General features: G+C 41.3%; 29 protein-coding genes. 13 read left to right on the top strand and 16 right to left on the bottom strand.

Annotation, left to right across the window (positions count from 1 at the left end; all coding sequences use genetic code 11):
- Window positions 1–18 precede the first annotated feature (18 nt).
- Window positions 19–219, bottom strand: coding sequence for a CooT family nickel-binding protein (locus tag MHUN_RS01310; protein WP_048067183.1), 201 nt, complete (start codon window positions 217–219; stop codon window positions 19–21).
- Window positions 220–383: 164 nt separating this feature from the next.
- Between MHUN_RS01310 and MHUN_RS17025 the strand changes: the two genes are divergently transcribed.
- The gene (locus MHUN_RS17025; protein ID WP_011447320.1) at window positions 384–1,619 is read left to right on the top strand and encodes a methyltransferase domain-containing protein; all 1,236 of its coding nucleotides are present in this window, start codon (window positions 384–386) and stop codon (window positions 1,617–1,619) included.
- A 5-nt stretch (window positions 1,620–1,624) separates the two neighbouring features.
- Here the strand turns inward: MHUN_RS17025 and MHUN_RS17020 are convergent, their stop codons facing one another.
- From MHUN_RS17020 to MHUN_RS01290, 3 genes are all read right to left on the bottom strand, one after another.
- Complete coding sequence (locus tag MHUN_RS17020) at window positions 1,625–2,149, bottom strand: type IV pilin N-terminal domain-containing protein (protein ID WP_011447319.1); 525 nt, start codon at window positions 2,147–2,149, stop codon at window positions 1,625–1,627.
- Window positions 2,149–2,754 carry a type IV pilin gene (locus MHUN_RS17015; protein WP_011447318.1) on the bottom strand — a complete coding sequence of 202 codons (606 nt, stop codon included), beginning with the start codon at window positions 2,752–2,754 and terminating at the stop codon, window positions 2,149–2,151. Before MHUN_RS17015 ends, MHUN_RS17020 begins: the two co-directional genes overlap by 1 nt.
- Before the next feature lie 125 nt (window positions 2,755–2,879).
- Window positions 2,880–3,512 (bottom strand): FmdE family protein, encoded by a 633-nt coding sequence (locus MHUN_RS01290; RefSeq protein WP_011447317.1) that lies wholly within the window; start codon window positions 3,510–3,512, stop codon window positions 2,880–2,882.
- Window positions 3,513–3,821: 309 nt separating this feature from the next.
- Here MHUN_RS01290 and MHUN_RS01285 point away from each other — a divergent pair, with 309 nt between their 5' ends.
- From MHUN_RS01285 to MHUN_RS01260, 6 genes are read left to right on the top strand one after another with little or no spacing between them, the layout of a single operon-like run.
- Complete coding sequence (locus tag MHUN_RS01285) at window positions 3,822–4,916, top strand: FmdE family protein (RefSeq protein WP_011447316.1); 1,095 nt, start codon at window positions 3,822–3,824, stop codon at window positions 4,914–4,916.
- A gap of 40 nt (window positions 4,917–4,956) precedes the next feature.
- Window positions 4,957–6,084, top strand: coding sequence for an iron ABC transporter substrate-binding protein (locus MHUN_RS01280; RefSeq protein WP_011447315.1), 1,128 nt, complete (start codon window positions 4,957–4,959; stop codon window positions 6,082–6,084).
- A 45-nt stretch (window positions 6,085–6,129) separates the two neighbouring features.
- Entirely contained in the window at window positions 6,130–7,200 is a 1,071-nt protein-coding gene (locus tag MHUN_RS01275; RefSeq protein WP_048067182.1) for a FecCD family ABC transporter permease, read from the top strand.
- The gene (locus MHUN_RS01270; protein ID WP_011447313.1) at window positions 7,197–7,967 is read left to right on the top strand and encodes an ABC transporter ATP-binding protein; all 771 of its coding nucleotides are present in this window, start codon (window positions 7,197–7,199) and stop codon (window positions 7,965–7,967) included. Before MHUN_RS01275 ends, MHUN_RS01270 begins: the two co-directional genes overlap by 4 nt.
- 33 nt (window positions 7,968–8,000) lie before the next feature.
- A complete protein-coding gene (locus MHUN_RS01265) occupies window positions 8,001–8,837 on the top strand; it encodes a class I SAM-dependent methyltransferase (protein WP_011447312.1) in 837 nt (278 codons plus the stop codon).
- A 35-nt stretch (window positions 8,838–8,872) separates the two neighbouring features.
- Entirely contained in the window at window positions 8,873–9,649 is a 777-nt protein-coding gene (locus MHUN_RS01260; RefSeq protein WP_011447311.1) for a P-loop NTPase, read from the top strand.
- A 30-nt stretch (window positions 9,650–9,679) separates the two neighbouring features.
- Here MHUN_RS01260 and MHUN_RS01255 read toward each other — a convergent pair whose 3' ends face one another.
- Genes MHUN_RS01255 through MHUN_RS18850 form a run of 3 tightly spaced genes read right to left on the bottom strand, consistent with a single transcriptional unit; the run spans window position 9,680 to window position 11,529 of the window.
- On the bottom strand, window positions 9,680–10,435 hold the full coding sequence (locus MHUN_RS01255; RefSeq protein ID WP_011447310.1) for an ABC transporter permease: 756 nt from the start codon (window positions 10,433–10,435) through the stop codon (window positions 9,680–9,682).
- Window positions 10,432–11,361, bottom strand: a complete 930-nt coding sequence (locus MHUN_RS01250) for an ABC transporter ATP-binding protein (RefSeq protein WP_048067690.1) — start codon at window positions 11,359–11,361, stop codon at window positions 10,432–10,434. Before MHUN_RS01250 ends, MHUN_RS01255 begins: the two co-directional genes overlap by 4 nt.
- Window positions 11,362–11,385: 24 nt before the next feature.
- The gene (locus tag MHUN_RS18850; RefSeq protein ID WP_158498120.1) at window positions 11,386–11,529 is read right to left on the bottom strand and encodes a hypothetical protein; all 144 of its coding nucleotides are present in this window, start codon (window positions 11,527–11,529) and stop codon (window positions 11,386–11,388) included.
- A gap of 76 nt (window positions 11,530–11,605) precedes the next feature.
- Between MHUN_RS18850 and MHUN_RS01245 the strand changes: the two genes are divergently transcribed.
- The gene (locus MHUN_RS01245) at window positions 11,606–12,025 is read left to right on the top strand and encodes a winged helix-turn-helix transcriptional regulator (RefSeq protein ID WP_011447308.1); all 420 of its coding nucleotides are present in this window, start codon (window positions 11,606–11,608) and stop codon (window positions 12,023–12,025) included.
- A gap of 127 nt (window positions 12,026–12,152) precedes the next feature.
- Here MHUN_RS01245 and MHUN_RS01240 read toward each other — a convergent pair whose 3' ends face one another.
- Window positions 12,153–13,139: an IS701-like element ISMhu9 family transposase gene (locus MHUN_RS01240; RefSeq protein ID WP_011447307.1), complete on the bottom strand. Its 987-nt coding sequence runs from the start codon at window positions 13,137–13,139 to the stop codon at window positions 12,153–12,155.
- 363 nt (window positions 13,140–13,502) lie between these two features.
- On the opposite strand from MHUN_RS01240, the gene MHUN_RS01235 reads away from it, so the two are divergent.
- Genes MHUN_RS01235 through MHUN_RS01215 form a run of 5 tightly spaced genes read left to right on the top strand, consistent with a single transcriptional unit; the run spans window position 13,503 to window position 18,447 of the window.
- Window positions 13,503–15,014, top strand: a complete 1,512-nt coding sequence (locus tag MHUN_RS01235) for an ABC transporter substrate-binding protein (RefSeq protein WP_204223004.1) — start codon at window positions 13,503–13,505, stop codon at window positions 15,012–15,014.
- 19 nt (window positions 15,015–15,033) lie between these two features.
- Window positions 15,034–16,002: an ABC transporter permease gene (locus MHUN_RS01230; protein WP_011447305.1), complete on the top strand. Its 969-nt coding sequence runs from the start codon at window positions 15,034–15,036 to the stop codon at window positions 16,000–16,002.
- Window positions 15,999–16,838: an ABC transporter permease gene (locus MHUN_RS01225; RefSeq protein ID WP_011447304.1), complete on the top strand. Its 840-nt coding sequence runs from the start codon at window positions 15,999–16,001 to the stop codon at window positions 16,836–16,838. Before MHUN_RS01230 ends, MHUN_RS01225 begins: the two co-directional genes overlap by 4 nt.
- Complete coding sequence (locus tag MHUN_RS01220; RefSeq protein ID WP_011447303.1) at window positions 16,835–17,779, top strand: ABC transporter ATP-binding protein; 945 nt, start codon at window positions 16,835–16,837, stop codon at window positions 17,777–17,779. The genes MHUN_RS01225 and MHUN_RS01220 overlap by 4 nt, the downstream gene beginning before the upstream one ends.
- Window positions 17,764–18,447, top strand: coding sequence for an ABC transporter ATP-binding protein (locus tag MHUN_RS01215; RefSeq protein WP_011447302.1), 684 nt, complete (start codon window positions 17,764–17,766; stop codon window positions 18,445–18,447). The genes MHUN_RS01220 and MHUN_RS01215 overlap by 16 nt, the downstream gene beginning before the upstream one ends.
- A 77-nt stretch (window positions 18,448–18,524) precedes the next feature.
- Here the strand turns inward: MHUN_RS01215 and MHUN_RS01210 are convergent, their stop codons facing one another.
- The 8 genes from MHUN_RS01210 to MHUN_RS01175 all read right to left on the bottom strand — a co-directional run bounded on the left by MHUN_RS01210 (window position 18,525) and on the right by MHUN_RS01175 (window position 26,203).
- Window positions 18,525–19,514, bottom strand: coding sequence for a hypothetical protein (locus MHUN_RS01210; protein ID WP_011447301.1), 990 nt, complete (start codon window positions 19,512–19,514; stop codon window positions 18,525–18,527).
- 132 nt (window positions 19,515–19,646) lie between these two features.
- Window positions 19,647–20,648 (bottom strand): hypothetical protein, encoded by a 1,002-nt coding sequence (locus MHUN_RS01205; RefSeq protein WP_204223002.1) that lies wholly within the window; start codon window positions 20,646–20,648, stop codon window positions 19,647–19,649.
- Window positions 20,649–20,755: 107 nt separating this feature from the next.
- Window positions 20,756–21,817, bottom strand: coding sequence for an alpha/beta fold hydrolase (locus MHUN_RS01200; protein ID WP_011447299.1), 1,062 nt, complete (start codon window positions 21,815–21,817; stop codon window positions 20,756–20,758).
- 472 nt (window positions 21,818–22,289) lie between these two features.
- Window positions 22,290–23,807 carry a 5,10-methenyltetrahydromethanopterin hydrogenase cofactor biosynthesis protein HmdC gene (gene hmdC, locus MHUN_RS01195; protein WP_011447298.1) on the bottom strand — a complete coding sequence of 506 codons (1,518 nt, stop codon included), beginning with the start codon at window positions 23,805–23,807 and terminating at the stop codon, window positions 22,290–22,292.
- A 105-nt stretch (window positions 23,808–23,912) separates the two neighbouring features.
- Window positions 23,913–24,437 carry a UPF0254 family protein gene (locus MHUN_RS01190; protein WP_011447297.1) on the bottom strand — a complete coding sequence of 175 codons (525 nt, stop codon included), beginning with the start codon at window positions 24,435–24,437 and terminating at the stop codon, window positions 23,913–23,915.
- The gene (locus tag MHUN_RS01185; RefSeq protein ID WP_011447296.1) at window positions 24,422–25,066 is read right to left on the bottom strand and encodes a ThiF family adenylyltransferase; all 645 of its coding nucleotides are present in this window, start codon (window positions 25,064–25,066) and stop codon (window positions 24,422–24,424) included. The genes MHUN_RS01190 and MHUN_RS01185 overlap by 16 nt, the downstream gene beginning before the upstream one ends.
- Window positions 25,053–25,817 carry a Nif3-like dinuclear metal center hexameric protein gene (locus tag MHUN_RS01180; RefSeq protein WP_011447295.1) on the bottom strand — a complete coding sequence of 255 codons (765 nt, stop codon included), beginning with the start codon at window positions 25,815–25,817 and terminating at the stop codon, window positions 25,053–25,055. The genes MHUN_RS01185 and MHUN_RS01180 overlap by 14 nt, the downstream gene beginning before the upstream one ends.
- Window positions 25,818–25,825: 8 nt before the next feature.
- A complete protein-coding gene (locus MHUN_RS01175; protein ID WP_011447294.1) occupies window positions 25,826–26,203 on the bottom strand; it encodes an SAM-dependent methyltransferase HcgC family protein in 378 nt (125 codons plus the stop codon).
- Window positions 26,204–26,290: the final 87 nt, after the last annotated feature.

Raw genomic sequence — 26,290 nt, 5'->3', positions numbered from 1 at the left:
CCCAAAACGACCGGATGTCTAACTCATTTTCCGGAGTATCAACTCCTGTTTCATCGTGCTCACCGATTCTATGTACGCGTTCTCAACGACTTGAGAATTACCCATAACATCCATGAGAGTAACTGAGGTTTCCCTTTTTATTGCACCTACGATATTCCGGGTAATCTTCTCCTGCTCTTCTGAATCTGCTGTCTTTACATAAACGGTAAACTCACACATATGACTCTCCTGTTTTGTATCATATGGATCTTGTAATATTCCAATGTTTTCATGAAAATTTTATAATTCCATGTGAGTATGAGAACTTCATCATGTGATTTCAGATACTCATTAAGGCCATCCGTAATATTTATATCATTACGGATATCCTAATTATGTAGCACATGGATCCGACATCCAGATTACGGCTCTCCCTGGGATTTGTTTCAACGGTCATGAGTATGATCTTTGGAACAAATAAAGGGAGAAAAAACCTTCTCAGCCCGGGAGCCATTGAGATACTCTACTCATCATATTTCTCCAGGATTTGTATGGGAGATATTGCCGGAATGCTTGAGATATCCCCCAGCTCTGCTACAGACCTGGTCAATTATCTTGAGCGGGAGGGGTATGTTAGACGCGTTCCTGATACAGAGAACAGACGGAGTATTCAGGTGATACCTACTGAAAAAGGTGAGGAATGGATCCTTTCTACTGAAGAAAAGATCTATGGATTTCTCGAATCCGGTCTTTCCAGGTTGACACCTGATGAACAAAAACAGTTTGCTGACCTCTGTACACGGTTTTCAGGCGTACATGATACTGCCAGTTTCACCTCATCACTGAGAACATTCCGGGAAACAGGAAGTCAGAATCGGATCTCGCTCATCCAAAGACGAAACGGCAGACTGCTCAGGTTGGAAGAAGTTGTTGATGGACGATATGCACATTCACATGAAACAGACATAAAAGAGGAACAAATGACATTAAAACCCAGAATACCAGAAACATCAGAAGGAATACAAGATGAAATTACCGTAGAGCAGTATGACCATATGCAAAGAGGGCTTCGGGATAACGGGCATCTCCCGGTTGAGGAACTGATCCGGGCGTCAAAACCAGGAGATAGTGCTCTTGAAATTGGTCCTGGACCCGGGTACTTTGGTCTAGAATGGCTGAAACATACAAAAAAAACTCACCTGACCGGCCTTGAGATAAGTCCTGCCATGATTCGTATGGCAGAGAAGAACAGCAAGGATTATGGTCTTTCTGACCGTTCAATCTATCATGAAGGAAATGCCCTCTCTATGCCATTTGCAGATAATTCATTTGATCTTGCGTTTTCAAACGGATCCCTGCATGAATGGGAAGATCCGGGAAAGGTTTTTTCAGAGATATTCAGGGTCTTAAAACCAGGCGGGGAGTTACGTGTGAGTGATCTCCGAAGGGATCTGTCACCAGAGATCTACCAGTTCATGCTCGATAGTTGTAAGGGGCCGGAGATCAAAAAAGGGTTTCAAACCTCAGTTCAGGCAGCGTATACAAAAGAGGAGTTAGAGATCCTGTTACAGGATATCGGTTTTACCTGGGTACAGGTTATCGCTCACCCATATGGACTGGTTGCTGTGGGAAAAAAATAATTTTTTTATCCCTGAATCAGAACTTCAGGTTTGGCAATGAGGTTTCGGTCATAATAAAATTCGAGATAAACCGTATTTCCTTGATATTTTTCGGCCATGAGATCATATTTACCATTTAATTTTGAGATGTTTGTATCACCAAAAACACCATGAGTATCTCCAACTTTCATTGATGTTATCCCATTTGCCCATGTTTCTGAATAAGTTCTGCTATTTGTAATATTTGCCTTGCCTATTTCTATAAAATTATTCTCTGCATCATCACCAAAAGTCCGGGTAGGCCTTAAAATTATTGAGATATCAGATACAGGTAATGGATCACCAGAAACATGAGTAATCAAAAGACTGGCATTGTTGGGATCAGCAATGCGATTTTGATGAAAAGTGGCCTGCAAAGTAGCCGAAGGAGGTTTTTCTTTGGTATCCACAAGTCCTCCGGCAAAACTATTCACAATCGCAGCAATAATTAAGGTCAAAGTTAACATGAGAAGAACGCCAATAACAGGCGAGACCCCTGAATCCGTTGTCATCAGTAATCTCCTTCAATAATGAACTCTTGGTTGTAAATTGTGGACTGTGATGGAATATGAATGATTTTTATATCAACAATACCTCCGGCATCGACCAGTGCATATTGATCCCCGAAAAAAGCCTCAATTCCATCCGTATTATTTACAATCATTTTTGTTCCGCCTAGAAGGGTATAATTACCAAAATCTTCAACTAATGGGTTTCCTCTACTTGGGACGAGCCCCAGGGGATATTTAAAACCGGGTACTGTAATATTTCCACCAGAATATGATCCTGAAGTCCATGATGTTATGATCTTTAAATCTCGTGTGGGTATCCCATTCCCTGCTGATAATACAGTCATTGAAACGTTAACATAATCACCTTTTACCAACTCGGTTTGTAAAACTAATTGTGGAGGTTTACTTTTTGTCTCTGACATTCCACCAACGTAACCGGATATTATCGCTGCAAGAATCACGGTGACAATAAGCATAAGCATTATTCCAATGACTGGAGAAACCGCAGGATCTTTTATCTTTTTTTCATTTCCGACGGATTGGAAAAAACTTTGGAAAGGTGTACCTCGAATTATTTTCTCATTGATTACTCTATTATTGTTCATATCATATGTCCACGAAATAACCACAATTATTTTGGATTAGATAAAAATAAATTTAATTGATGAGACATAAAAAACCTTTGATTATAATTCCAATTCTTTTTAAAATAGTGATTATAGGGGAAAAACTATTGATTCGTAGCTGAAAGATAACACGGCATGCACACCCGCTTTCCATCAAGTTCGCGGGTTTTTGCATCGGCTACCATCTCACCACAGCATTCACAGGGAATTGACTGAAATATCCTCGCTTTCTGGGGTGGCTGCATATCAACAAATTGTATCTTCAGAATTTTCTCTTCTGGTGCTGAAAGTATTGCATGAACACCCTGATGAGCAAGTTCCTGGTATCGTGCTTTTTCTTCCTCTGTTGCATGGCCGGAGAACACCTTTGGTCTAAGCGAATTCATCTCTTCAGGCAGGAATCCATCAAGACTGGTCACAACACGAACGGCTTTGTTGCTCTTCCTGCAGTAAAAAGTAAACGCATGTTTTCCATAATCATGAATGATGAGATTTCCTTTGCCTGCCGTGCATCCGGTAATGAACTGGATGGCATCAACACCACAGGCATTGGTCTCTGCGATTGCTACCAGTTCTTCATCTTTTGGACGCTCTACTCCGAGTGCTTTCAGCGCAGCAACAGCGACCCGATAGCCGGATGCAAGTCCACCGCATGAATGTCCATGAAACTCAACTGCCTGTTCATATGACCCGTAATTGCCCCGGGCGGGTTCTCCGGCGGATGATGAAATACACATATGATATTAGGTTATCGGTGGAAACACATATATCCATCGTTTTTGTGTCTGAATTGTATTATGAGTGACTCTTTAAATTGAAAAAATTGAGATAAAGAAAGAAAATCTATCAAAAATAGTTACTCAATTGTGAAAATTTATGAAATTATTTTCAATAGTTTTAAATTTCATAATAATCGTATAATTAATTAAGATGTCTTTAAAATTTGTAAAGTAAATTAAGACGGATTGTGGCTTAAAATTACTTTATTAAAACAGACATCGGATTTCTTAATGAATGGCAATCATTCCGGATGAATGAGGAATACAATGAAACGAACGATAATCTTCCTGATAGCATTCTGCTGCCTGGTTATACCATTATCAGCAACAGCTGAAGATGATCTCATGTATGACCTTGGGTCGCGGGCAGCGGAAGTAGGTATGGATCTTTTGAAATTTGAACCGGGAGCAGACAATATCCTGGCCCTTACCAATGCCGGCCATGCAATTGTGAAAGGAAAGACCACAGAACGTGCTCTTTCCGGCCTTACTGATATGTCCGGTCTTCGAAATGGTGACAATAATCTTTACCAGGTAAACCGCCCGGACTGGAAAGGGCTCTGGTTCTACTTTTATAACAAGGATTCAGGACTTGCTGCATATATGGAACCGGATGCAGCGTTCTACACCATGAGCACAGAGGAACGGACAGCTCTTCCGGCAGACAAGGCGTTCGGACAGGTTACGCTCATGAGTGCAAATCTGGACACACTCCTTGCAAACCCAAATGAAGGGAATACCACCTTTAACAAGAAAAAATTTGGCGGGAACGAGTTCTCGCTTGTAGGACTCTCAAATGTCTGGGCTGCAGGAGCAACCTATGATTTCATGAACGCTGCAGCATTTCATGATCATCTCTGTCCGGGTGTTACCAGTGGATATATGATAATCAAATATATTCAGAAGAACCTGCCGATCACGAATCAGTCGGCTGAAACGTACATCGACATCGGATGCCCGAATTGGTGCAAGGAAGATGCATTCCAGATGATCTGGGATAGTACCCCTGGTAAAAACAGTATGTTTGTTATGGCATTAAGCCCAGATGATGAAGCCGCCCTGAAGGCAAAGTATGGGACCCGTCCTGCAGGAATAATCATCAGATGGAATGATGCAGCCAAGAAAGGAAAAGGAGTTGCCCTTGGGTTTGACTTTGATACTATCAGCGAAGAAGTTGGAGTTGCAAACTGGACCGGACCATCCTGGGCTCCCAAGCTGGTGCAGGATATCGGCATGATGGATTATATTGACAAACCTGAATCAGTCATCACTACGCTTAAGGAGTTTGATATCGACGAGGCAAATTTGACAAAATTGAAGACAGCCGGGAATAACCCGTACAAAGTCCTGGGGATGCTGTAATTGCATTACCACCTGCATACAAAAAAATGTGAGTGATCATATGAAAAACCTGACAAAAATTCTGGTTGCAATCTTAATGCTGGTTTCTCTTGTATCTATACCAGCATGCATGGCTACTGATTCAAATGGAGCAGAGAGAACAATTACCGATGGATTTGGCAGAACGGTCACCATTCCAACAGAGGTAAAAGAAGTTATCTGTTCAGGCTCCGGATGTCTCCGGTATCTTACCTACCTTGATGGACAGGATCTGATTGTGGGTGTTGATAGTATTGAGAAAGAACCGCAGGCCATGGATGCTCGTGGATATGCACTCCTCAACCCACAGTTTAAGGATTACCCTTTATTCGGTGAATTCAGAGGAAAAGATGATCCTGAAAAGGTAATTGCTCTAGCCCCCCAGTTAATTTTTAAGACCGGAGCTTCAGGTCAGCCATCTGCAACAAATTCTGTCGAAGGGGATAAATTAACCGAAAAGACGAATATCCCCGTTGTTATGTTTCCTTATGGGTCACTAAGAACGGCTGCTGAACAGGCCGAGATGTTTGGTGGACTTCGTTTAATGGGAGAAGTAATTGGTAAAGAAGACCGTGCAAATGAACTGATTGCTTACATTGAGGAGACCATTTCTGATCTTAAATCCAGAACTAAGGATATTCCGGAGTCTGAACAAAAGACAGCATATGTCGGAGGTGTCAGTTATTCAGGAGCTCATGGAATTATTTCAACTGAACCGGCATATCCACCATTCCTATGGCTGAATATCAAGAATGTTGCAGGAAAAATGGGGACTCAACATGCTGATGTTGCAAAAGAAGCAATTGTTGACTGGGATCCTGAATTCCTGTTCATGGATGTTGGAACGCTACAGATGGACAGCGAAGGAGCAATTGGAGAATTGAAGAATGATCCGGCCCTTCAGGGATTAACAGCAGTGAAAGAAGGAAAGGTATACGGAGTTCTCCCATACAATTTCTATAACACGAATTATGAGAATGTTCTTGCAGATGCATACTACATTGGAAAGATCGTCTATCCAGAGAAGTTTGCAGATATTGATCCTGAAGCAAAGGCAAATGAGATCATGACCAAATTCCTTGGTTCATCTCCACTGGACAAAATTAACTCCCAGTATAAAAACATGGGATTCTCTCAAATCTCTCTTTGATGTCGATGAACAACCACATTTCCTTTTTTTCCGGAGGTGATAGATGTGCATGTCGCTGATGGAAGAATCCCAGCTGATTATCTCGGTTATGTCAGAATAAAATACCTCTGGATTGTTTTTGGAATTATTCTCCTATTCTTTCTGTTTATCATATCCATTTCAGTTGGTGCTGTCTCCATACCACCATATGATGTTCTTATGACACTTTTTGGACAAAATGTGAATCATAAATACGATGCAATCATCTGGAATATCAGGCTTCCACAGGCATTGACCGCAATTATTGCAGGTATTGGTCTTTCTGTGGCAGGGGTTGCGATGCAGTCAATTCTCAGAAATCCCCTGGGATCGCCATTCACATTGGGAATATCCAATGCAGGTGCATTTGGAGCTGCAGTATCGGTGATATTTTTAGGGACAGGAAAGATACAATCCACCATTGCTAACCCGATTACCATAAATAACCCGTACATCACCACCATATCTGCATTCATCTTTTGTATGATTGCAACGGGAGTAATTCTTATGATCTCCCGAATTAGGGGAGCATCCCCTGAAGTAATGGTCCTCACTGGTGTAGCATTATCTTCATTATTTACTGCCGGGACCATGTTTCTGCAGTATTTTGCATCAGATACACAACTAGCCGCTGTTGTATTCTGGACATTTGGTGATGTAAGCCGTGCAAACTGGTCTGAACTCGGCCTTATGTCAGTCCTTGTCACCCTTGCCTGCATTTATTTTCTCTTAAACCGGTGGAATTACAATGCGATTGATGCGGGAAATGAGACTGCAAAAGGCCTTGGGGTGAACGTGGAACAAGTCAGGTTGTTTGGAATGACAATTTCTGCAATGATAACCGCCGTTCTTGTTGCATTTCTTGGAGTCATCGGATTTGTCGGCCTTGTCTGTCCCCATATGGTACGACGAATCATCGGTGATGATCAGCGGTACCTGATCCCCGGATCGTGCGTAATGGGAGGTATCCTGCTCCTGACATCTGACACCGTTGCACGGCTTATTGTTGCCCCATATGTCCTTCCTGTTGCAGTCCTTACAGCCTTTATGGGGGCTCCGGTATTTATTTATCTTATCATCAGGGGGTATAAGCGATGATTCTGAATGTTCAGGAACTCGGTTTTTTGTACAGGAATCACGATGTACTGCATGATATTGCATTTGAAGTAAATCATGGCGAAATAATGGCGATTCTCGGTCCTAACGGGGTAGGGAAGACCACACTTCTCAAATGCCTGAACAGGATACTTAACGCGAAAAAGGGCCATATTTATCTGGATGGATCAGAGATCCAAACACTTGAAACGCTTGAAATTGCCCGTCGGGCCGGATATGTTCCCCAGCGGGTTGAGACCGGAAGACTCACTGCGTTTGATGCCGTTCTTCTCGGCAGAAGGCCTCATATCGGTTGGGATGTGAGTGATCGGGATCTCCGTATTGTTGATGCCATTTTCAGCCGGCTGTCAATGGATAATCTCCGGCTCTCGTACATCGATGAGATGAGCGGGGGTGAACTGCAGAAGATCGCCATTGCTCGTGCACTTGTCCAGGAACCACGGATCTTACTCCTTGACGAACCTACCAGTAGTCTTGATCTGAAAAACCAGGTGGATATCCTTTCAACAATTGCAGGAATTGTAAGAGAACATGGAATTGCTGCAGTGATGACCATGCATGATCTCAATCAGGCACTGCGATATGCTGACCGTTTCATCTTTTTAAAAGACGGGTATATTCACTTCCATGGTTCATATGATGCCGTTACACCGGAGATTATTGAAGACGTATACGGTCTTCCTGTTATGATGGGAATGGTCGGAGGGGTGCGGTGCATTGTTCCTGGCCTCAGCCCTTCTGAAGCATAAACAAACATTAATTTATCGAATTTGACGATTAAAATGATAGACTGGGCTCACATATGGAAAGAACAGTATGAAGCAGGGAGCAGACTCAAAGAAGTCGGAGACTGTGCCTCTCTTTGGAATTCAAAAGAGCGTGCCCTTGAATTTCTGAATATGTCACGGGAAAACCCTGAACGGATAGAGCAGGTATTATCACGACTTCCGATAACCCATGAAAGCCGAATTCTTGATATCGGTGCAGGTCCCGGAACACTTGCCTTTCCGTTTGCAGAACGGGCAGCACATGTCACTGCCATAGAACCGTCTCCCGGAATGATTGAAGTCATGAAGGACCAGATTGCTGAATTACAGGTACATAATCTTACTATTGTTCCAAAACGATGGGAGGATGTCGATCCTTCTTCAGATCTTACGGAAAGATTTGACATCATTGTTGCATCGTACTCTCTTGGAATGCCCGATATTAGTGCTGCCATTGACAAAATGCTCGCTGTTTCTTCTGGCCAGATATGGCTTTTCTGGTTTGCAGGAACAACACCCTGGGAACGGCACATGGAACGGTTATGGCCGGATATACATAACGAATCTTACTCACATGGTCCGAAATCTGATGTTTTGTATAATGTGCTGTATCAAAAAGGGATTTACCCGAATATGACGGTGCATGAGATGAAATATGAGAAAAAGTATCAATCCATGGACGATGCAGTCTATGAAATGAGGCGGCAGATTGGGTGTTCTGATAATTATGATCCTCTTATCAAAGAATATCTCAAGGATAAAATTTACATGAACGGACAGTCTTTCATCGAAAATGGCATGACCACACGGGTATGTATGTGGTGGGATTCGAATCAGTACCCCAAAAAATGATGTAAATCACATGAAATATAGGAGTTGCATGTAATATGAAGATACTTATTTGTGGAAAAGGAGGCAGCGGAAAAAGCACTCTGACCGCTCTTCTTGCAGAGTATTATGGAAAAGATGGAAAAAAAGTCATGGTCGTAGATACCGATGAATCAAATCTCGGACTTCACCGGTTCCTTGGAGTGAACCATCCGACTGATCTTATGGATCAGATGGGAGGAAAACAGGAACTTTTGGGGAAGATGATGTCAGCCATGAAGAGTTCTGAGGGCATTATGAATCTACAGTTATTTGACCAGGAATGGAAGCTTCAGGACATTCCCCCTGCCTGTATTGCAGAAAACGGTACCGTGAGACTTCTTTCTATCGGAAAGATACATCATGCCGGTGAAGGATGTGCCTGTCCCATGGGTTTTGTAGCCAAACAGTTTCTGAAAAACCTCAAACTCTTGGATAACGAGATGGTGATCATCGATACTGAAGCTGGTCTCGAACACTTTGGACGGGGAGTTGAGGAAGGAGCTGATGCTGTTCTGATGGTCCTTGACCCTTCGTATGAGTCTGTTCTTCTCGCAAAAAAAGCTGCAGATATGGCCGCGTCCCTGAGTCTTCCGATGTACTTTGTTCTCAATAAAGTCACACAGGAAATCAGTACCCAGATGAGAAAAGATCTCCCCGCTGACAAAATCATCGGAGAAATCCCTGTTGATCAGAACCTCCTGTCAGCAGGACTTGCCGGGAAGGAGATAACCGGTTCATCACAGTCTGTTATGCCGGTTATCCAGAATATCATCGCAGGAATAAAAAGTTCCTAAAGAACAAGAAACATTCTTTATTTAAAAAATTTATATCCGAAGCGGCATGGTTTTTTTATGGAGAACCACGCTTGCCAGAATCAGGATAATTGTGAATGCCAGCAACATTCCAAGATCAAAACTAATCGGAAAACTTCCTGCACCGGTATACGAAAACCGTACAATATCGGTAAAGTATGTAAGGGGTGAAATAAAGGCTAATATCTGGCCCAGCGGAGGGAGCTGATCAACCGGCATAAAAATTCCGGATATAAATATCAGGGGAAATTTCACCAGAGTTGATAAGAGCATGATATTCTGGGGGATAGCAGTTGGCGGAACAGATAACAGAATTCCGATTGCTGAAAAACATAGTGCTCCAAGAATAATTACACAGATGAGTAAAAAAAAGTTCAAAACCGATGCTCCGAGTATTAGACCAATTATAAGTGCAACCAAGGTTACTGCAATACCAAATACCGAGGATGCTATCAAATCCCCAAGGATGATGGCTTCAGGAGATATCGGGCAGGAGACAAGCCGCTCTAAAGTTTTTGCCTGTCCTTCCCAGGGAAATATGACAGGGGAAACTGCGGTTGATGTGAAGAACAATGTCATTCCAAGCAGTCCGGATATTAAAAAAGACATGGATATCGGTTTGCTCCCCATGAGAAATGCCAGATAGAGAAATACCGGCATCAGTATGCCGGAGATCAGCACCGGGGGTTTATAGTAATAAATTCTGATATCTTTCTTTGCAACAGCCCATGCTCGTAGAACCTGTTCACCAATAATCCGGGTATTCATGAATACTGCCCTCCGGTCAGCTGGAGAAATACATCGTCAAGTGTTGGGGCGAGAGTATGTAAAGAAATAATCGTCAGCCCTTCCCGTTCACTCAAACGAACCAGTGAGCGGATGAGTGCATCGTTATTATCGCCAGAGATCTTCCATTTGTCTCCAATATGAGACATCTGCTTTATTCCCGGGATAATTCTGAGCAGGTCTTCAGATATTTCCTGTTCAAAACTTACTTCCACCTGGTGAAGTTTATCTATTGTATTCTTGAGTTTTTCTGGAGAATCGATCGCAATAAGCTTTCCTGACCTAATGATACCCACCTGGTGACATAGATTATTTGCTTCATCCATGTTATGAGTAGTAAGAAATATCGTCACTCCCCGCGTATTCATCTCCCGGAGCATTGAGAGAATCAGGCGGGAACTTGAGACATCCAGACCGCTGGTCGGTTCATCAAGAAAGAGTACCTCTGGCTCATGGAGAATGGCCATAGCGAGAACCAGGCGTTGTTTCATGCCTTTTGAAAAAGACTGAACCTTTCTCCCGGCATGTTCAGTTAATTCAAATGCCCTGAGAAGGGTTTCTGATTGTCTCCTGGCATACGCATCAGAAAGTCCGAATACCTCTCCCATGAACATCAGATTCTGCCAGGCAGTAAGATCAGGATATGCATTTGACGTTTCAGGGACCACACCACATTTCTGTTTTGCCTGAAGAGGAGCGGTAACCATGTTGTCGCCAAATATCTGAATATCCCCGGCATCTGGTTTTATAATACCAGTGATCATTCGTGTCGTCGTCGTTTTGCCTGCTCCATTCGGACCAAGAAATCCAAAGATTTCTCCCTTTCTAACAGAAAATGAGATATTATCTACAGCAGTGAGGGAACCAAAATGTTTGGTAAGGTCTTTGACTATTATTGCATCTGACATGATACCCATAAATGAGAAGATGAATTACTCGAATTTCTTCTCAAGAGCACGGAGTCTTCCATCAAAACTCTTTCTTATCTCATGGCAATTGCAGAATGGTTCTGGTTCAGGTGCGTTATAACCACTGCATGCACTGGTTTTGTTGTTTCTCTGGTGTGGAAAACACATAGGCGACACCTCGTCTCCTCACTTCACTATGATAATCATACTATTTAAACTATAACATTCATAGTAATGGAATGTCATGTGTGCCGATAAAGACCATGTTTATCTGTGTGCTACCGGAGGCATACTTTCCATTATCTCTAAAAAATGGGCCCTTTTAATCATTTACAAATTAGGAACCAGAGGAAGGCTCAGGTTTTCTGAATTCTCAACCGAACTTGATTCGATAAATCCTCAGGCGTTATCTGAAACCTTAAAAGACCTGGTACATGAGGGGCTCGTTGAAAGGGAATCATTTTCTGAAATTCCTCCCCGGGTAGAGTATTTCCTTACGACAGAAGGGCTGACCCTCTGGGAATCAATAAAACCTCTAATAGAGTGGGCTGCAGAGCGTGATTATCGTGATAAAGACCGATGTGAGAAGAAATGCAGGAAACAGATATGCCAGTCAAAAGAAAAAATATGCATGAGAAAAGACGATATGAGCCGTAATCTGTGAGGATAAATATCTAAACTCTCAAGATATTACTCCGGGTTATTTTTTAGGTAGTGTTTTTATTTAGATTATAATCCATGATCTTAAATTTTTATATTATAGGAGTTACGCAGAACAACCTCTAAAAAATTTATAGCGCATATTTTGGGTTCTGAATATATTCTGAAATTCCAACTTTTATGATTTGCCATTGAGCATCGTACGGAGTAACACCATTCAAAAATTTATTGACTTCGAATTGTAAATATGCCCGAAGTGAGCAATTAATATGATTTCGTTGGATAATTCCCTTTCTAGCTTGGCATTTTTCGACACCACATAGTTCTTTGATTGCCCTATGATAATTCTCGATTGTCCAGCAAATAGATCGTAAAACCAGCCTATCTTCATTATTCATCGGCAAAAAATTGGTTGCCCAATATCTACTTACACCTTTACGATTTAGTGAGTGAAAAAGACGAATAAATCCATATTTCTTTAAATGGACTTCTAATCCCTCCTCTGGTATATTTAATGATGACACTTGAACAATACCTTGGGCATCGGGATTGACCATACGATTTTTCTTAACTCGTGTGAAATAAAACCATCCAAGACGGTTAATCAACTTCAAATTTTCATTTCCGGAATACCAACTATCAAACAAGACAAAGGCAGGAGTAAATCCTCTCTTGAAAGCTGTCAAGGCCATTTCTTGGAGATGATCATTTTTGGTCTTATCATCAACATCCTTATCATAAATTCGATAATCAATTGGAAATGAAGTGATTCCATCTGTCCAAATTAAGGTAATCAATCCTATTCCTTTGATTACTTTGTGCTCTTTTCCACTCCACTGGTAATATGTACATTCGATTTTTTTGGAATGTTTTTTATCTAGAATAGTGTCATCCAGAACCAACCAGCCCCTTTTTCTGTCAACATATGCCTCAACTTCAGCCCACAACGTCTCAGGAGTTAGAGACTGTCTTGTTAGGAATCGATTGAAGGTATAATGTGATATCGAGAATTCAGACGTCGAATAACAATCAGCGACTTTTATACAAGAAACGTCGCATCGAGCTGCGATGAGGTAATTGACATAATCTACATCTGAAGGCTGCTTCGTTATAGGCACGTATATTATAGGTGTTGTCAATATATATAGATCTTTCTATAATAAAAGTTAACTGCGTAACTCCTATATTATTTTTATATATAGAGGCTGTTGCATAACTTCAAACAGTTAGTACAAAGAGGAAAAACCCAGATTTTTTTTCGACGATTTAAGTTCCAATCGAATGGAAATGGTCCTCTTGCGGAAATGACATTTTGGTTCTGCAACAGCCTCTATAATGCAACTTAATATAATATAAAATAACACAAATCAAATTTTTTTAATATTTTAAACACACATAAACTAATTATCATGAGAGAAACATATCACAAAATCTGGAGTTTGCTCTTCCTTATTTTGAGCTTTGTCACAATCTGCTGTTCTATGGGAGTAATTGCAGATGACGCCATACTTCGTATCGCAACCACGAATGAAGTCAAGTCACCAGCATTTATTGGCGATTATACCCTCGGCATTTTTAACCATCTTTCAAATCCACCCCTTATGCAGATGGATGAGAAAGGAAAATTAATCGGCCTGCTAGCAGACCACTTTGAGGTATCACCTGATAATACAGAATGGACATTTGTTATCAAGGATAACCAGTTCTGGAGTGATGGAATACCAGTAACGGCAGATGATGTTGCTTTCTCTATTCAGATGTATGGCACCAGTATTCCGAATGCAGGCTGGATTGGAGAGACACTAATTGACACACAGGTTGACGGTAATAAAGTAACCTTCAAATTCAACAAACCATACACAAATCTTGCCCTTGAATTTACCTCGTATAGTATTCTCCCAAAACATATCTGGGAATCTATTGAAAACCCGAATGAATTTACCAGTACCGGCCCGTATGTCGGAGCGGGACCTTATTATCTGGATAATGTTGATTTAAATGCAGGAAAAGTGATTTTTAAGAGAAATCCAAGTTGGAAGGGAAAGATATCAGATTATGAAACGGTCGAGATAAGCTGGTTTAAAAATGAAGATGCAGCGGCAAAGGCATTGGAAAGCGGTATAATGGACACCTACTGGAAGTATGCATCATCATACCCGTATGCAGCCATTGACTCACTCAGAAAAACCGGCAATTTTGAAATGCTGGAAAAACCAACAAGTGGGCTCACATTTTTAGGATTTAACCTGAAAAGGGAGCCAATGTCTGATCCAGCATTCAGAGAAGCAGTCAGTAGTGCCATAAATTACCAGGAACTAGTTGATATTTCAACACTAGGATATGGATTAGTGCCGAACAGGGGCTTTGTTCCTCCGGCCATGGATGGGTATATCCAGACAAAACCAATGGAATATAATCTCGAAACTGCCAAGAAGACCCTTGATTCAGCAGGATATAAAGATTCTGACGGAAATGGTATCATAGAGGCAGCAGATGGGAAAGATATTACTCTTGACCTATTAATTAGAAATTCCTATGCCCGTGAGGCAGAACTTATTAAAGAGTACCTTGAAAAAGCAGGAATCGGAGTTGAGGTAAGAACAGTTGAAGATAATACATGGTTTGAGATGAAAGACAAACTTGACTATGATATCACACTGACACGAACCACACCATGGGGAATGCTTATGCATGCCGGATGGGCAACGGGATATTTTGACAGCAGGAGAACGGGGCAGGGTGTCCTCCATACCGTTGATGATGAAGTCTTCCTCAAACTCTGTGATGATATCCTGAGTACAACTGATCAGACCTTACTCAACGGGTATGCAAAGGAAGTTCAGGAGTATTATGCAGAAAATCTGCCAGGGATTCCTCTGTACTGGAAGAATGATATAACCCCATACAACAAGAAGATTACTGGCTGGTACTCAAATCCACTGTATGGGATCATGAATGAATTCACCTTCACCGGTGTAAAATCCTCTGCCTGACCCATCCAGGCCTTTTTTTATGGTGATGATCCACCCGGCAGGTATTTTTTTATCCCGAAAATTGCTCAGATATATCCTTTCTTTTTTCTGCATTCTGTTGATAGTTTTTCTCCTACCCAGAATGATGCCCGGTGATCCGGTCTCGAACCTGGTTGGAGAAGATATTTACCTGTCACAGAGTACTATTGATTCATTACGAGCAGCATTTGGGCTTGATACCCCGCTTCATGAACAGTTTCTCATATATTGTCTCCAGATCATGCATGGAAATCTTGGATACTCCTATCATATGCATGGGCCTGTTTTTGAAATTCTCATCAGCAGAGCATGGTGGACTCTTTTGTATACCATTCCCTCCATTATTATCGGTGCATGGATTGGTATATCCCTTGGAGCACGAGCGGGTTTTCAGAGTGGAAAATGGTGGTCAGATGCAATATCTTTAATAGCTCTTGTCATATCTTCAACCCCACCCTATCTTCTCAGTCTTCTTGTCCTGGTCCTATTTGTCTACCATCTCGGTTTATTCCCTTTCAAAGGGTTTTACGATACCTATAATCTTCAAAGTATCCTCTACCATCTCATATTGCCAACGTTCGTTTTGATCTCATTTTATACTTCAAGAAATATTCTTATCATGAGAGGTGCGGTATTAACCGAAAAGGAACTCCTTTATCCACAGTTTGCCCGGTCACTGGGTATTTCTGAACGGAATATATTGCTCCATCATATCAGAAAAAATGCAATAATTCCACTGATAGCACTAATCGCTCTTGACTTTGGATTTCTTTTTTCAGGTGCACTTTTTATCGAGATTGTCTTTTCCCTGAATGGAATGGGGAGCCTTATGTATGACGCAATCCTTGCCAGGGATTATCCGATACTGACCGGATCACTCCTTATCATTGCAATCTTTGTCATTATTGCCAATATCACTGCAGATATCATGTCACTTATTATAGATCCCCGAATCAGGAGAAGTTCATGACCATGGTAATTTTCCCTTCATGGTTAAAAAAAATGGGATATTCTCCGACATTATGCATCATTATCCTTGGAATATTTGTATATGCGGCCATTTTTCCCAAGACTATCTCACCATATAGTCCGGATATCCGTTTTTCGCCGTATGGAGAACCTGATGAGAATCATATCCTCGGAACTGATGACATGGGATATGATGTTCTCACACTCCTTATTTACGCAACCAGGATATCTCTCATAATTGGCGTTTTCACCGGTATTCTCTCGTTATTTATCGGAACCTCAATTGGAATTGTAAGTGGTTTTCTCCAGGGATGGGTTGATGACCTGATGATGGGAGTGACCGATATCACCCTTATTATTCCGAAAATTCCGGTGATTATCCTTATTGCAGCATATTTGCATCCCAGCATCTGGATACTTATCATTGTACTTGGTTTGTTTTCATGGGAGACAACCGCCAGGGTTGTACGGACAAAGACTATGCAGATTCGTAATTCCGGATTTGTCCTTTCTTCCCGGTGCCTGGGATTTTCATCTTTTTCAATTATAATTCATGACATTATCCCGGTGATTTACCCGGTTCTTCTGCCAAAATTTATGCTCACAATTGCCAGTGCCATGATATCTGAAGCATCACTCTCATTTCTGGGATTGTCTGATCCCATGATGGAGAGCTGGGGAAAGATGATCGCAGATGCGTTTGATCATGGGGGATTTATTCGTGAAATGTGGTGGTGGTTTCTTCCTCCTGCGATATGCATGTGTGTAACGGTGCTTGCTATCACCCGGATAGGTATGATTTATGAAAGTAATGAACCGGAGATGGTATTTGAATGAATTCTCCTTATCCGATACTTGACATTTCAAACCTTTCCATCACCTTTCTTTCAGATGGAATAAAAATTCCTGCGGTATCCAGTTTTTCCTGTAGAATTATGCAAGGGACATGTACGGCAATCATCGGGGAGTCTGGATGCGGAAAATCTGTTGTTGCTCATGCAATTCTCCGTCTGCTTCCAAAAAATTCACAGGTTGAAGGCACAATAATTTTTAAAAATCAGAATATTTACAGACTTGATGAGAGATTGTTACAGAGCATCAGGGGAAAAGAGATTGGTATCATGTTCCAAAGTCCAGATAGGGCACTCAATCCGATCTACCGGCTTTATAAACAGATGTTCCAGCCACTTGATACACATAAAGTTGTCCCTGTACAAGAGAGAGAGGCACACATCCATAAGGCACTTATAAAAGCAGGATTTTCAAATCCTGAACTGGCTGCAAGGCTTTATCCATGTCATTGTTCCGGAGGGATGAACCAGCGTGCTGTCACTGCAATCATCCTATCTCTTGAGCCGGATCTTGTAATTGCTGATGAACCAACAAAAGGACTTGACAGATCAAAAATTCTAGACATTCAGGCCTCATTACAAGAAGTTTTACATGAAAAAAGGACTTTGCTCCTGATTACTCATGATATCAGACTTGCTCATACTATGGCTCATCATATCGTGGTCATGTATGCAGGAGAAATTGTTGAAGCAGGTCCTGCAAATGCAATTCTGTCCTCACCATCTCATCCATATACCAGAGGTCTGATACAAAGCCTTCCGGAGAACGGGTTTAATCCAATTCCAGGATGTGCCCCTCCACTGACCAATCTTCCTGAGGGATGCAGGTTTGCAGACCGGTGCTATCAGGTAACAAAGTTGTGCCATAAAAGGCCTGCAAAACTTACACAGGTGAATGGAAGAATGATACGATGTCATCGGTATTGATTGAAGCCAAAAATGTATCTAAACGATATCGAAACGGCCTGGCTGGAGAGTGGCAGCAGATACTTACCAATGTGTCCATGATGGTGCATGATGGAGAAACTGTAGGAATATGTGGACCGTCTGGTTGTGGGAAGAGTACCTTAAGTCGCATTCTAGCCGGGCTTGAAGAACCGGATAAAGGGGAGATATGGTTTCGGACAATTCTTCTTTCATCTGTAGATAACAAGATACGAAAAGAGATGAGAAGAAAGATCCAGATTTTATTTCAGGATCCGGGAAGTTCATTTAATCCGGTCAGAAAATTAAATGTCTCAATGAATCGGCTTATCAACCTCCCAGGCGTCACCTTGCCCAGGCAGGGATTTTCAGAAATCCTGCATAAAGTAGGATTACATGAGGAGATTCTCTCCCGGTATCCACATGAAATATCGGGAGGACAGGCACAGCGTCTTGCTCTTGCCCGCATTCTTCTTACTAAACCTGAACTAATCATCCTTGATGAGCCTACATCCGGACTTGACATTTCAGTGCAGGCTCAAATACTCAGGTTACTTAAGGAAGTAAAAAAGAGAGAAAAGATGTCATATATTATCATCTCCCATGACTCTGATGTCCTCTCCTTTATGTCAGATCGTATATATTCTATGGAAAACGGAGCATTATCATGAATTAAAATTATCTCAATCTGAAGACGTAAAAAATTAAGAGAAGAAGAAAATAAAGGAAAAATAAGGTAAATTTAGCCCTATGTCTTTAACCCCAGGGTCTTTTTCATCTCTTCCATATCAATTCCGGTCTTGAGCCGTCCACCATAGAGTAATTTTATCGACTCTTTATCAAGTTCTGATAATTCAGTATTTCTGACACCTCCCACCTGATAGAAGAAACTATCCCTTTCTGAATAGGTTGTTCCATGCATTCCCATGCTATAGAGTGTACCATAAAGCATGTAGTATTTCCGATCTTCAAATGACATGGAATCAACCAGATAGAGGTGATCATTTCCTACAATGCCTATGAGTTTTCCTTCTGAATCCTTAATCAGACGCTCATCGCTCTTTCGGTTATCCTTGAACTCATCAAGCATCTTTTGGGGGATGATCTTGATGTTATAGAAATTATAGGGAACATCTGCATAATTCGTCTTCAGGAACCCGAGAGCCAGTTCTTCATCTTCGAATTCGGTTGTATCAGAGAGGGTATTCAGGAGTTTCGCTAATTCAAGAAGATATTGTGTATCATCAGATGTATAGTACGCATCAAGCCAGAACTGGTAATCCTTATTGGATTTAAAGAGATTCAATTTTGCATTGTCATTACCAAAGACAATATCAACAAGATGTTCTGCAACGTCTGTTTTATCAAAGGTCTTTCCTGCCTTGCCAGTTTCTTTCTGAAGATCGACAAGGTCTCCCCGGATGTAGAGTTTTCGAGGAGAGACGATACCAATGATGTCACCGTTTTCGTTTCTGATAAGTGATTCATCACTGTTCAATTCATTTTTCATGGATTCCAGGTCTTTGGGCGAGACAATCCTGATATTGTAAAAATACCGATCATCATCCGTTCGTTGGATTTCAGAGCCGGATTCAGATGGACTTTTTGATACTGGTGCTGTTGTTTGTTCATTGTGTACCGGTGACTGATCCGATTCCGGTCCTGATGCGAATACACACCCGGCCGGGAGAAGGATTGCTACGAGGCAGGCCAGAGAAAAAATGGTATACCACTTCATTTGATTACTCCTGTTTCATATTTTGTTAATATAGTATTACGAAATATTGGTATTAATAATTAAGTTGTTACGATCTCTAGAGATCCTATAGATCTATTGAAAATATTGTTTTTTGTTCAATTTTTATTGATATTATTCTTTTGAGACTATACCCAGGGTTTTCTTCACTGCCTCAACATCAAGGCCGGATTGGAGACGTCCCCCATACAAAAGTTCTATTGCCATTTTATCTAATGGAGATAATACAGTCTTAATTCCATGATTATAAAAGAAACTATCCTGCAACTTACTCTCCCCATGAAATCCCATGCTAAAGAGAAGTCCTTTGAGAAGGAAATGTTTTCGTTCATCTCCGGAGAGATCATTCAGAAGAAAGAGATGATCATTTCGAACTAATGCGACTGAAACCCCATTATTGTCCTTCAGAATCTGTTCTTTTGAACTATCACGCTTATCCAACTTTTCCTTCAGCAAATCTTTGTCAACAATGCTAATTTTATAATAAATATAGGGAATCGGATTGTAATTTGGCTTATATGAAGGAAGAGCGATATCATCATCACTGAACCTGGTAGTCTGGGAGAGATCATTTATCTCCTCAATAAATTCACGAATTGTCTGAAGATCTTCAGGGCGATACATCGCATCAAACCAGATGAGGTATTCCTTCGTATTATCAAACAACTCAGTTTTCGAATTATCACGACCAAATGTGATATCGATCAGATGGTTCCCCACTTTCTCATCAGTACTGTCTTGAATAATCTGCCTGACCGGAAAGTCCTCTTCATTCAAATCACCACGTAAATACAGTATTCCAGGAGTAAGAACGCCAATAAATAGACCCCGTTCAACTTTGAGTGGGACTGCCTGTTTTCCATAATTAAGCAGAACGGTTTCAAGCATCTCCGGTGAGACTATCCGAATCTCAAATAAACCTACTGTATCATCATAACTGACCAGATTCATTGACTGTGAGGGTTCTCCTGTATTCACCTCTGCATATCCTGCAGTGAATATGAAAACTGAAAGAAATAAAGACAAAATCAGACGAATCAGAATTTTTTCTCGCATCATGTACTTTGGTAATTCATACCGGGTAATATTTTTCTCATGAAAACCAATAACACTCACGAATAAATCATTTTTCATAGAGAGATCATGAATTCTGATTCAATTGCGCATGAAGAATTACCCTGCATGTATGAGCATAGTGTGACATGAAATGGATCCCGCAATCTTCAGATAATTTTTTCTATTCCCGGCATGGATGATGAAGTCATGGTCGAATCCGTAACCGTGATGATATCTGGTATATCCTTTTTTGTTCGACGAATCTTTAGTACATCCTCGACAAATATCTGCACATTTTTTAAAAAACGCTTATCAATCGGGTGTTGAATGCATTCACCAGATAATCGCTCCCGTATTCGTTCCGCCATATCATGTGGCATCTCCCTGAACCAGTGATCATCATCAAGCATTACAAGCCGACTTACAGAATTGTTCTTCTGTTTTAATTTGGTCTCAAGAAAAAAGGCATTCGTTACTGAAATATCCAGATCCCCTGAACCATGTAGAATTACTGATGGGGCATCAAGTGTGGATAATAATGCAGAGGGTGATGATTCATCTGAAAATAACCTTTTTGGAATCGGTAACTCGAGGAAATGATTCAATTCCTTTAGTTTAATCTTTTCTCTTCCTCTTCGGGCTGCCTGCAGGATCTTTCCAAGGTTCTTTATAATCAGTGCAGTATCCGGATCAACCGGAGAATAGTTCTTTACCCCAGCAGATTGCAGATTCAGATCCTTAAAGGGGAAATATTTCTGAGTAAGAATTGATTCAACATCCGAATAGATACCACTTGCAACTATAAATCCTGCAGGTTTCAGACCATATGCAACCAGCTCACACATCATACACACTCCAAACCCGTGCCCGAATAATACAGATTTATTCAGATTACAGGAGGATTCTTTCATTAATTTTTTTATTGTTACATATGCATCGGGGATTTGTGTAGCAGCTAATATGGTAGCATCAGATGGAATTTCATCAACTTCCATTGGACAAGACAGGGTAAGTACGCCAAATCCGCTCTGATAAAAAAAACGGTATATCTCATCAATGAATTTTTCCTCCCTGATCCAGATGTCTTTTCGTAGTCCGGGCCCACATAGGGGAAGTAGTCCATACACCCAGTCAGGAATTAGTATGACAACTCCTGGCTGGGAAGTATGAGGAGGGAGGGTTAGATTCCACTGAAGAATTGTATGAGGTGGAGCAACGTGATTGTCCATATATCACTTTAAGTGATTTAATAATTATTAATACTTATTGCCAACCAAGTCATATTTGAGCGCGGTTAAAAATCTCAAATAGTAATTTATTTAAAAATTAAATATTAATTTTTCAATTTATTCAAAAATCGTTTATCAGATATTGTTTGCAGGATTGCTAAAAAAATAAATTTCGTAACATTTTTAGATTGGCTGGATAATGATATAATGAGATAGCAGTACCAGGAAGATATTCATTCTGAAAGAGGTCCGTTTATGGATGAGATACGACCTGTTCTGAACAGAAAGCATGGTGAGACGTGATTTTGGATATACCTGATACTGCTATCGTCGTTTTTCATTAATTCAGTATAATAATTCAGGTTGCATAGTTACGGTAATTTTTTTATATTTCAATATGCAGAATAGGTGACAGATATATCCTGATTTCTAAAATTAAAAGGGATTTTTACTATCAGAAAATCATAAAAAATTAAATCAGGGTAATTGCATCCCCGCATTTCCAACTCATTTTCCTGACCAGTTCAGGCATTGTAGAACAGATGATTGATGTATCAGCATGCTCATGTGCATACGTATCACTGGATTTGGCAGGAGAGATCTCAGTATGTAATTCAGAGCGAAGATTATCAATAGTCACGTGCTCAATCCATGGATCAACATCACTGATGATGATACTGTCCACAACACCATCAAGTTTCTTTGCAATCGCCCAAGAGACAAACCTACCTCCCAATAAAGCCACCGTATCACCAATCTGACCGTCAAGTGCCATTGAAACAATATCCTGTACAGTCTTGAGAACATGAGTCCGGGAGAATACCGGAGTATGGGGAAGACATGCCCAATGTGCATCTCCTACATACGTATATCTGATCTTCTGTGGATAGACAGTATCAATTCCTACGACCTTCACCGCCCGTGCAAGTGCTTCTAATTCACCTTTTTGAATTGGAGTATGTGTCCATCGATCCCGGACCTCTTCTTTTATAATCTGTAAAATCCGCGGTAATCCAAAATAACCTCTCTTAATCTTACCGGGAGAATAGCCACACATATACCCGTGGTGATTCTTTGGAAAACCTGTAATTATTGCATTCAATCCAGCCCGAAGTCCAATTCTGCATTCATCTTCATATGCACCATTGGTAGCGACAATCTTCCCCGGAACCAGAATGCGGGCGATGGCTACAGCCCTGGCAAATGCTGTGAGGCGGTCTGTTGAGCAGTTAAAAGGCCCTCCTTCCAGGACAAAAACATCCACACCCATATCAAGAGCTGCGGTAAATCCCTTTATTAAATCATCATATCCATCACCAACGAACATGATTGCCTCGATCCCTTTCCCATATTTTCTCGCAAGGTCTGCAACTTCCTGCGCCTCATCCAGGGGAGCTGCATGACCATCAGCACCCTGAACACAGGTAAGATTCACGGCAACCGATGACGAAATTTTCACCCATTCATCCCGATCTGATAGCGCATCCTGCTCAACATCCAAAAGCCGTGAGTGAATCCGATCTCGTGGACAACCGGAAAAAGGAGGTCCTTCATTATAGCATTGACCATTACAACCGATAATTTGAGGAGGCAGCCTCATAGGACCATATCTCCCGAAATGATCAAGGTCCAGGGGTACTTCAGTTATCTCCCGTACTTCTTTTAAAAGATCGATTCCTTTCATACCATGTGCTTCAGCAATATCTGCAAAGGCATATGCGCATACATGAATAGATGCTCCAATACTATCGGCAAGCATACAATTGCCTAAAATATCAGTCTTTTCAAGATCAGATGCACAGGTGCCTACAAGTATTTCTGTAAGATCACACCCCAGAGGGAACCGTTTAAAGGTATTTCCGAGTTTAATTGCTTCTTCACGGTTTAGCGACGTGACCGCGTCGATGACGTCACGTGGACCCTTTTCGATTTTAGAGAGTTCCCATGCAGCATCAGGGTCATTTATGGCTTTTCTAATTAAATCATGCATAATACAACCCAAAAAAATTTTATACATATGAATATGTGTTAAAAATTTTAGTATTTTTGCATTTATTAATATGATATACATTAAATTTAAGAATATACCTATTCGTTAATTACTGGGAATAATTTTCTGACAATTCTTAAATTTTGTATTCAATATGGATTCAAAATGGCGAAGACACATCACTACCCCGGATTTCTGTCTGGACATGATCTCACATGCAGATGAGAATCGGAGATCAGCATAGTGTTCTGATGTAATTACCTCACTTCCCTTCTCATAGACCAGGGCTATCCCCCCTTTCCCGACACCGGCACAGGTTCCGATGCCAATATCTGCACAGGTCAGATTTTTTACTGCCTGGGCCATCAAAAAAGCCATTAGCAGATCCTGGTCCTGGTTGTATATCTTAATGTCATTTATTACTTCAGCAGGAGGAAGGGGCTCAAAGTGAAGAATAGTCCGAATGCCTGACAATGTCGGGATGAAAAGACCAGCTATCACCGATATTGGAAAGTCTTCCGGGTCAGTGCTCCAATGATACGTAAGGGGATATCCCATGGAAAATGCATGAATCTCACGTGAGATTAACCCATGCGTAAAACATTCTGCAAGGGCTACCCTGATAACCATGTTTCATGAAGGAGTGTTAAAATTTCTGCCGTCATTACCTCAGAAACCCGATCCAGGATATGGGGGGTCACCGGTTCCCAGTCACGGATGAGTTTTCCGGTCCCAACTAATATGTGGCCCTTAATCTGCTGGTCACGAAGAGATTTCACAATCGGATTATGAGGGTCAGCTGAATCGATATCCAGGGCTCTGATCTGCTCATTACCGATACCAGATACACCCATGGTACTGATAGTTTTGGCACCATAGGAATGGGCATGAGCAACGATCATCGCAGTAACCGGAAGGGTATCGCCTCCAGCAATCTGAATGCTAACCACATCACCAGTAATCAGGTCAAGATTATGGGGTGCAATGTTTTCATGGATGGTTTCAATTTGACGTGTATTTTGTGGATGTGACAACTGGTGCAGGAGATCGACTTTATATTCTCCGATTGTGCCCCCATTCATCCGAAATATGATGTCCTCTGCTGATATCTTCTGTCCATCTATCACTGTGATCTTTTTCGGACCACCCCGATGTACCTGAATAAGATCCAATGCTATGCGAAATCCAAGTCTTCCAAGGCCAACCAGAGTGACATGACCCCTCGGAATTTTCTGGTTTTCCATCTCAATGATTGTCATACTCTCTCCTGACACCCCTGTTCACACTCCTCGTCCATGGGATGCCAAAATTTCTAACCTGTACGTCCAGGCCATATGATGAGATCATTTCACCAAGCCGGTACAATCCGGGCAATTCAGTTGCATGATGAGTCGCATCAATGAGGGTAATGTTTGCATTCTTTGCAAGAACCGCCCCAGGATGGGTTAAATCGCCGGATACAACGATATCCACTCCTTTGCTGATCGCTTTTGATATGAGAGGAGGAGTAAGTCCAAAACCTGATATAACGCAGATTGTACCAACCGGTTGAAATCGGTTACAGTTCACGGTCCGAATATCATGGACTCTGAGCGTTGCCATGATTTCATGAATAAACCGACCCTGAGTGATAATATCTTCTGTCTCCCGATCAATTCCCCCAATTCTTCCGATTCCAGTTGATTCATCCAGAACATCGAAAGAGGTAATGTTTAGGGCATCTGCTAGAGCATCACATGCACCACCCGTGACAATATCCCAATTGGAATGAATAACATATGTAGGAATTACCGGAGATATAGGCGGAGGATGGTGAAGTACAAGCAAATCATAGAGAGAATAGTCAATGTTTGGTGATTCTGGCAGAATATAATCCATCAGAACAAGTATTTTCTGAACATCGAAGATATGAGGATCCAAAGTTCCAATATACCCGTTTTGATCACCCGGTACTGCATAAGATGGTGGAATATCCTGCTCGAACCGGGAGAAAAGTTCAACAGCCTTCATTGGAAATCCTATGCCCCATCTATCTGGCACAAAATCCGGCTGAGATATCTCTTAAGTATTGCATCGGGATCAACATCTTTCAGAGATGATATTATCAGGGCTGATCGTAGCAATTGTGTGAAAAATTTATCCAGATCGTTCTCTTTAAAGATCATTCGTTCAAAAAAATCAAGATGAGATGAGCAATATAAAACCCCTTCTTCCTGTAATGCCGCATTCATACTGGAACGGATAACCTCCAGGGTAAGGGTCATCGTGCCGGATGTCTTCGATCCCAGTCCGAATGTCCGGAGGATTCCTTTATGCCTCGTCCCCATGGCTGTGAAGAGGGATTCATGTAAGACAGCTTTGTAGATTAATCCAGATCTTGAGGCATAATTTTTCAATAATTCGTATTACACTGTATGTCTTATCATGAAGATAGAGATACTTCTCTGATCCATTTCTTTAACCCAGACGCGCAAATGTCTCAC

Source organism: Methanospirillum hungatei JF-1, from assembly GCF_000013445.1.
GTDB classification, from domain to species: domain Archaea; phylum Halobacteriota; class Methanomicrobia; order Methanomicrobiales; family Methanospirillaceae; genus Methanospirillum; species Methanospirillum hungatei.
This window is presented reverse-complemented; position numbering and strand designations above follow the sequence as displayed.

Coding starts and splice junctions, on each gene's coding strand:
- MHUN_RS01310 (WP_048067183.1), bottom strand. CDS start 219: ATGTGTGAGTTTACCGTTTATGTAAAGACAGCAGATTCAGAAGAGCAG.
- MHUN_RS17025 (WP_011447320.1), top strand. CDS start 384: ATGGATCCGACATCCAGATTACGGCTCTCCCTGGGATTTGTTTCAACG.
- MHUN_RS17020 (WP_011447319.1), bottom strand. CDS start 2,149: ATGACAACGGATTCAGGGGTCTCGCCTGTTATTGGCGTTCTTCTCATG.
- MHUN_RS17015 (WP_011447318.1), bottom strand. CDS start 2,754: ATGAACAATAATAGAGTAATCAATGAGAAAATAATTCGAGGTACACCT.
- MHUN_RS01290 (WP_011447317.1), bottom strand. CDS start 3,512: ATGTGTATTTCATCATCCGCCGGAGAACCCGCCCGGGGCAATTACGGG.
- MHUN_RS01285 (WP_011447316.1), top strand. CDS start 3,822: ATGAAACGAACGATAATCTTCCTGATAGCATTCTGCTGCCTGGTTATA.
- MHUN_RS01280 (WP_011447315.1), top strand. CDS start 4,957: ATGAAAAACCTGACAAAAATTCTGGTTGCAATCTTAATGCTGGTTTCT.
- MHUN_RS01270 (WP_011447313.1), top strand. CDS start 7,197: ATGATTCTGAATGTTCAGGAACTCGGTTTTTTGTACAGGAATCACGAT.
- MHUN_RS01265 (WP_011447312.1), top strand. CDS start 8,001: ATGATAGACTGGGCTCACATATGGAAAGAACAGTATGAAGCAGGGAGC.
- MHUN_RS01260 (WP_011447311.1), top strand. CDS start 8,873: ATGAAGATACTTATTTGTGGAAAAGGAGGCAGCGGAAAAAGCACTCTG.
- MHUN_RS01255 (WP_011447310.1), bottom strand. CDS start 10,435: ATGAATACCCGGATTATTGGTGAACAGGTTCTACGAGCATGGGCTGTT.
- MHUN_RS01250 (WP_048067690.1), bottom strand. CDS start 11,361: ATGTCAGATGCAATAATAGTCAAAGACCTTACCAAACATTTTGGTTCC.
- MHUN_RS18850 (WP_158498120.1), bottom strand. CDS start 11,529: ATGTGTTTTCCACACCAGAGAAACAACAAAACCAGTGCATGCAGTGGT.
- MHUN_RS01245 (WP_011447308.1), top strand. CDS start 11,606: ATGTGTGCCGATAAAGACCATGTTTATCTGTGTGCTACCGGAGGCATA.
- MHUN_RS01235 (WP_204223004.1), top strand. CDS start 13,503: ATGGGAGTAATTGCAGATGACGCCATACTTCGTATCGCAACCACGAAT.
- MHUN_RS01230 (WP_011447305.1), top strand. CDS start 15,034: ATGGTGATGATCCACCCGGCAGGTATTTTTTTATCCCGAAAATTGCTC.
- MHUN_RS01225 (WP_011447304.1), top strand. CDS start 15,999: ATGACCATGGTAATTTTCCCTTCATGGTTAAAAAAAATGGGATATTCT.
- MHUN_RS01220 (WP_011447303.1), top strand. CDS start 16,835: ATGAATTCTCCTTATCCGATACTTGACATTTCAAACCTTTCCATCACC.
- MHUN_RS01215 (WP_011447302.1), top strand. CDS start 17,764: ATGTCATCGGTATTGATTGAAGCCAAAAATGTATCTAAACGATATCGA.
- MHUN_RS01210 (WP_011447301.1), bottom strand. CDS start 19,514: ATGAAGTGGTATACCATTTTTTCTCTGGCCTGCCTCGTAGCAATCCTT.
- MHUN_RS01200 (WP_011447299.1), bottom strand. CDS start 21,817: ATGGACAATCACGTTGCTCCACCTCATACAATTCTTCAGTGGAATCTA.
- hmdC (WP_011447298.1), bottom strand. CDS start 23,807: ATGCATGATTTAATTAGAAAAGCCATAAATGACCCTGATGCTGCATGG.
- MHUN_RS01190 (WP_011447297.1), bottom strand. CDS start 24,437: ATGGTTATCAGGGTAGCCCTTGCAGAATGTTTTACGCATGGGTTAATC.
- MHUN_RS01185 (WP_011447296.1), bottom strand. CDS start 25,066: ATGACAATCATTGAGATGGAAAACCAGAAAATTCCGAGGGGTCATGTC.
- MHUN_RS01180 (WP_011447295.1), bottom strand. CDS start 25,817: ATGAAGGCTGTTGAACTTTTCTCCCGGTTCGAGCAGGATATTCCACCA.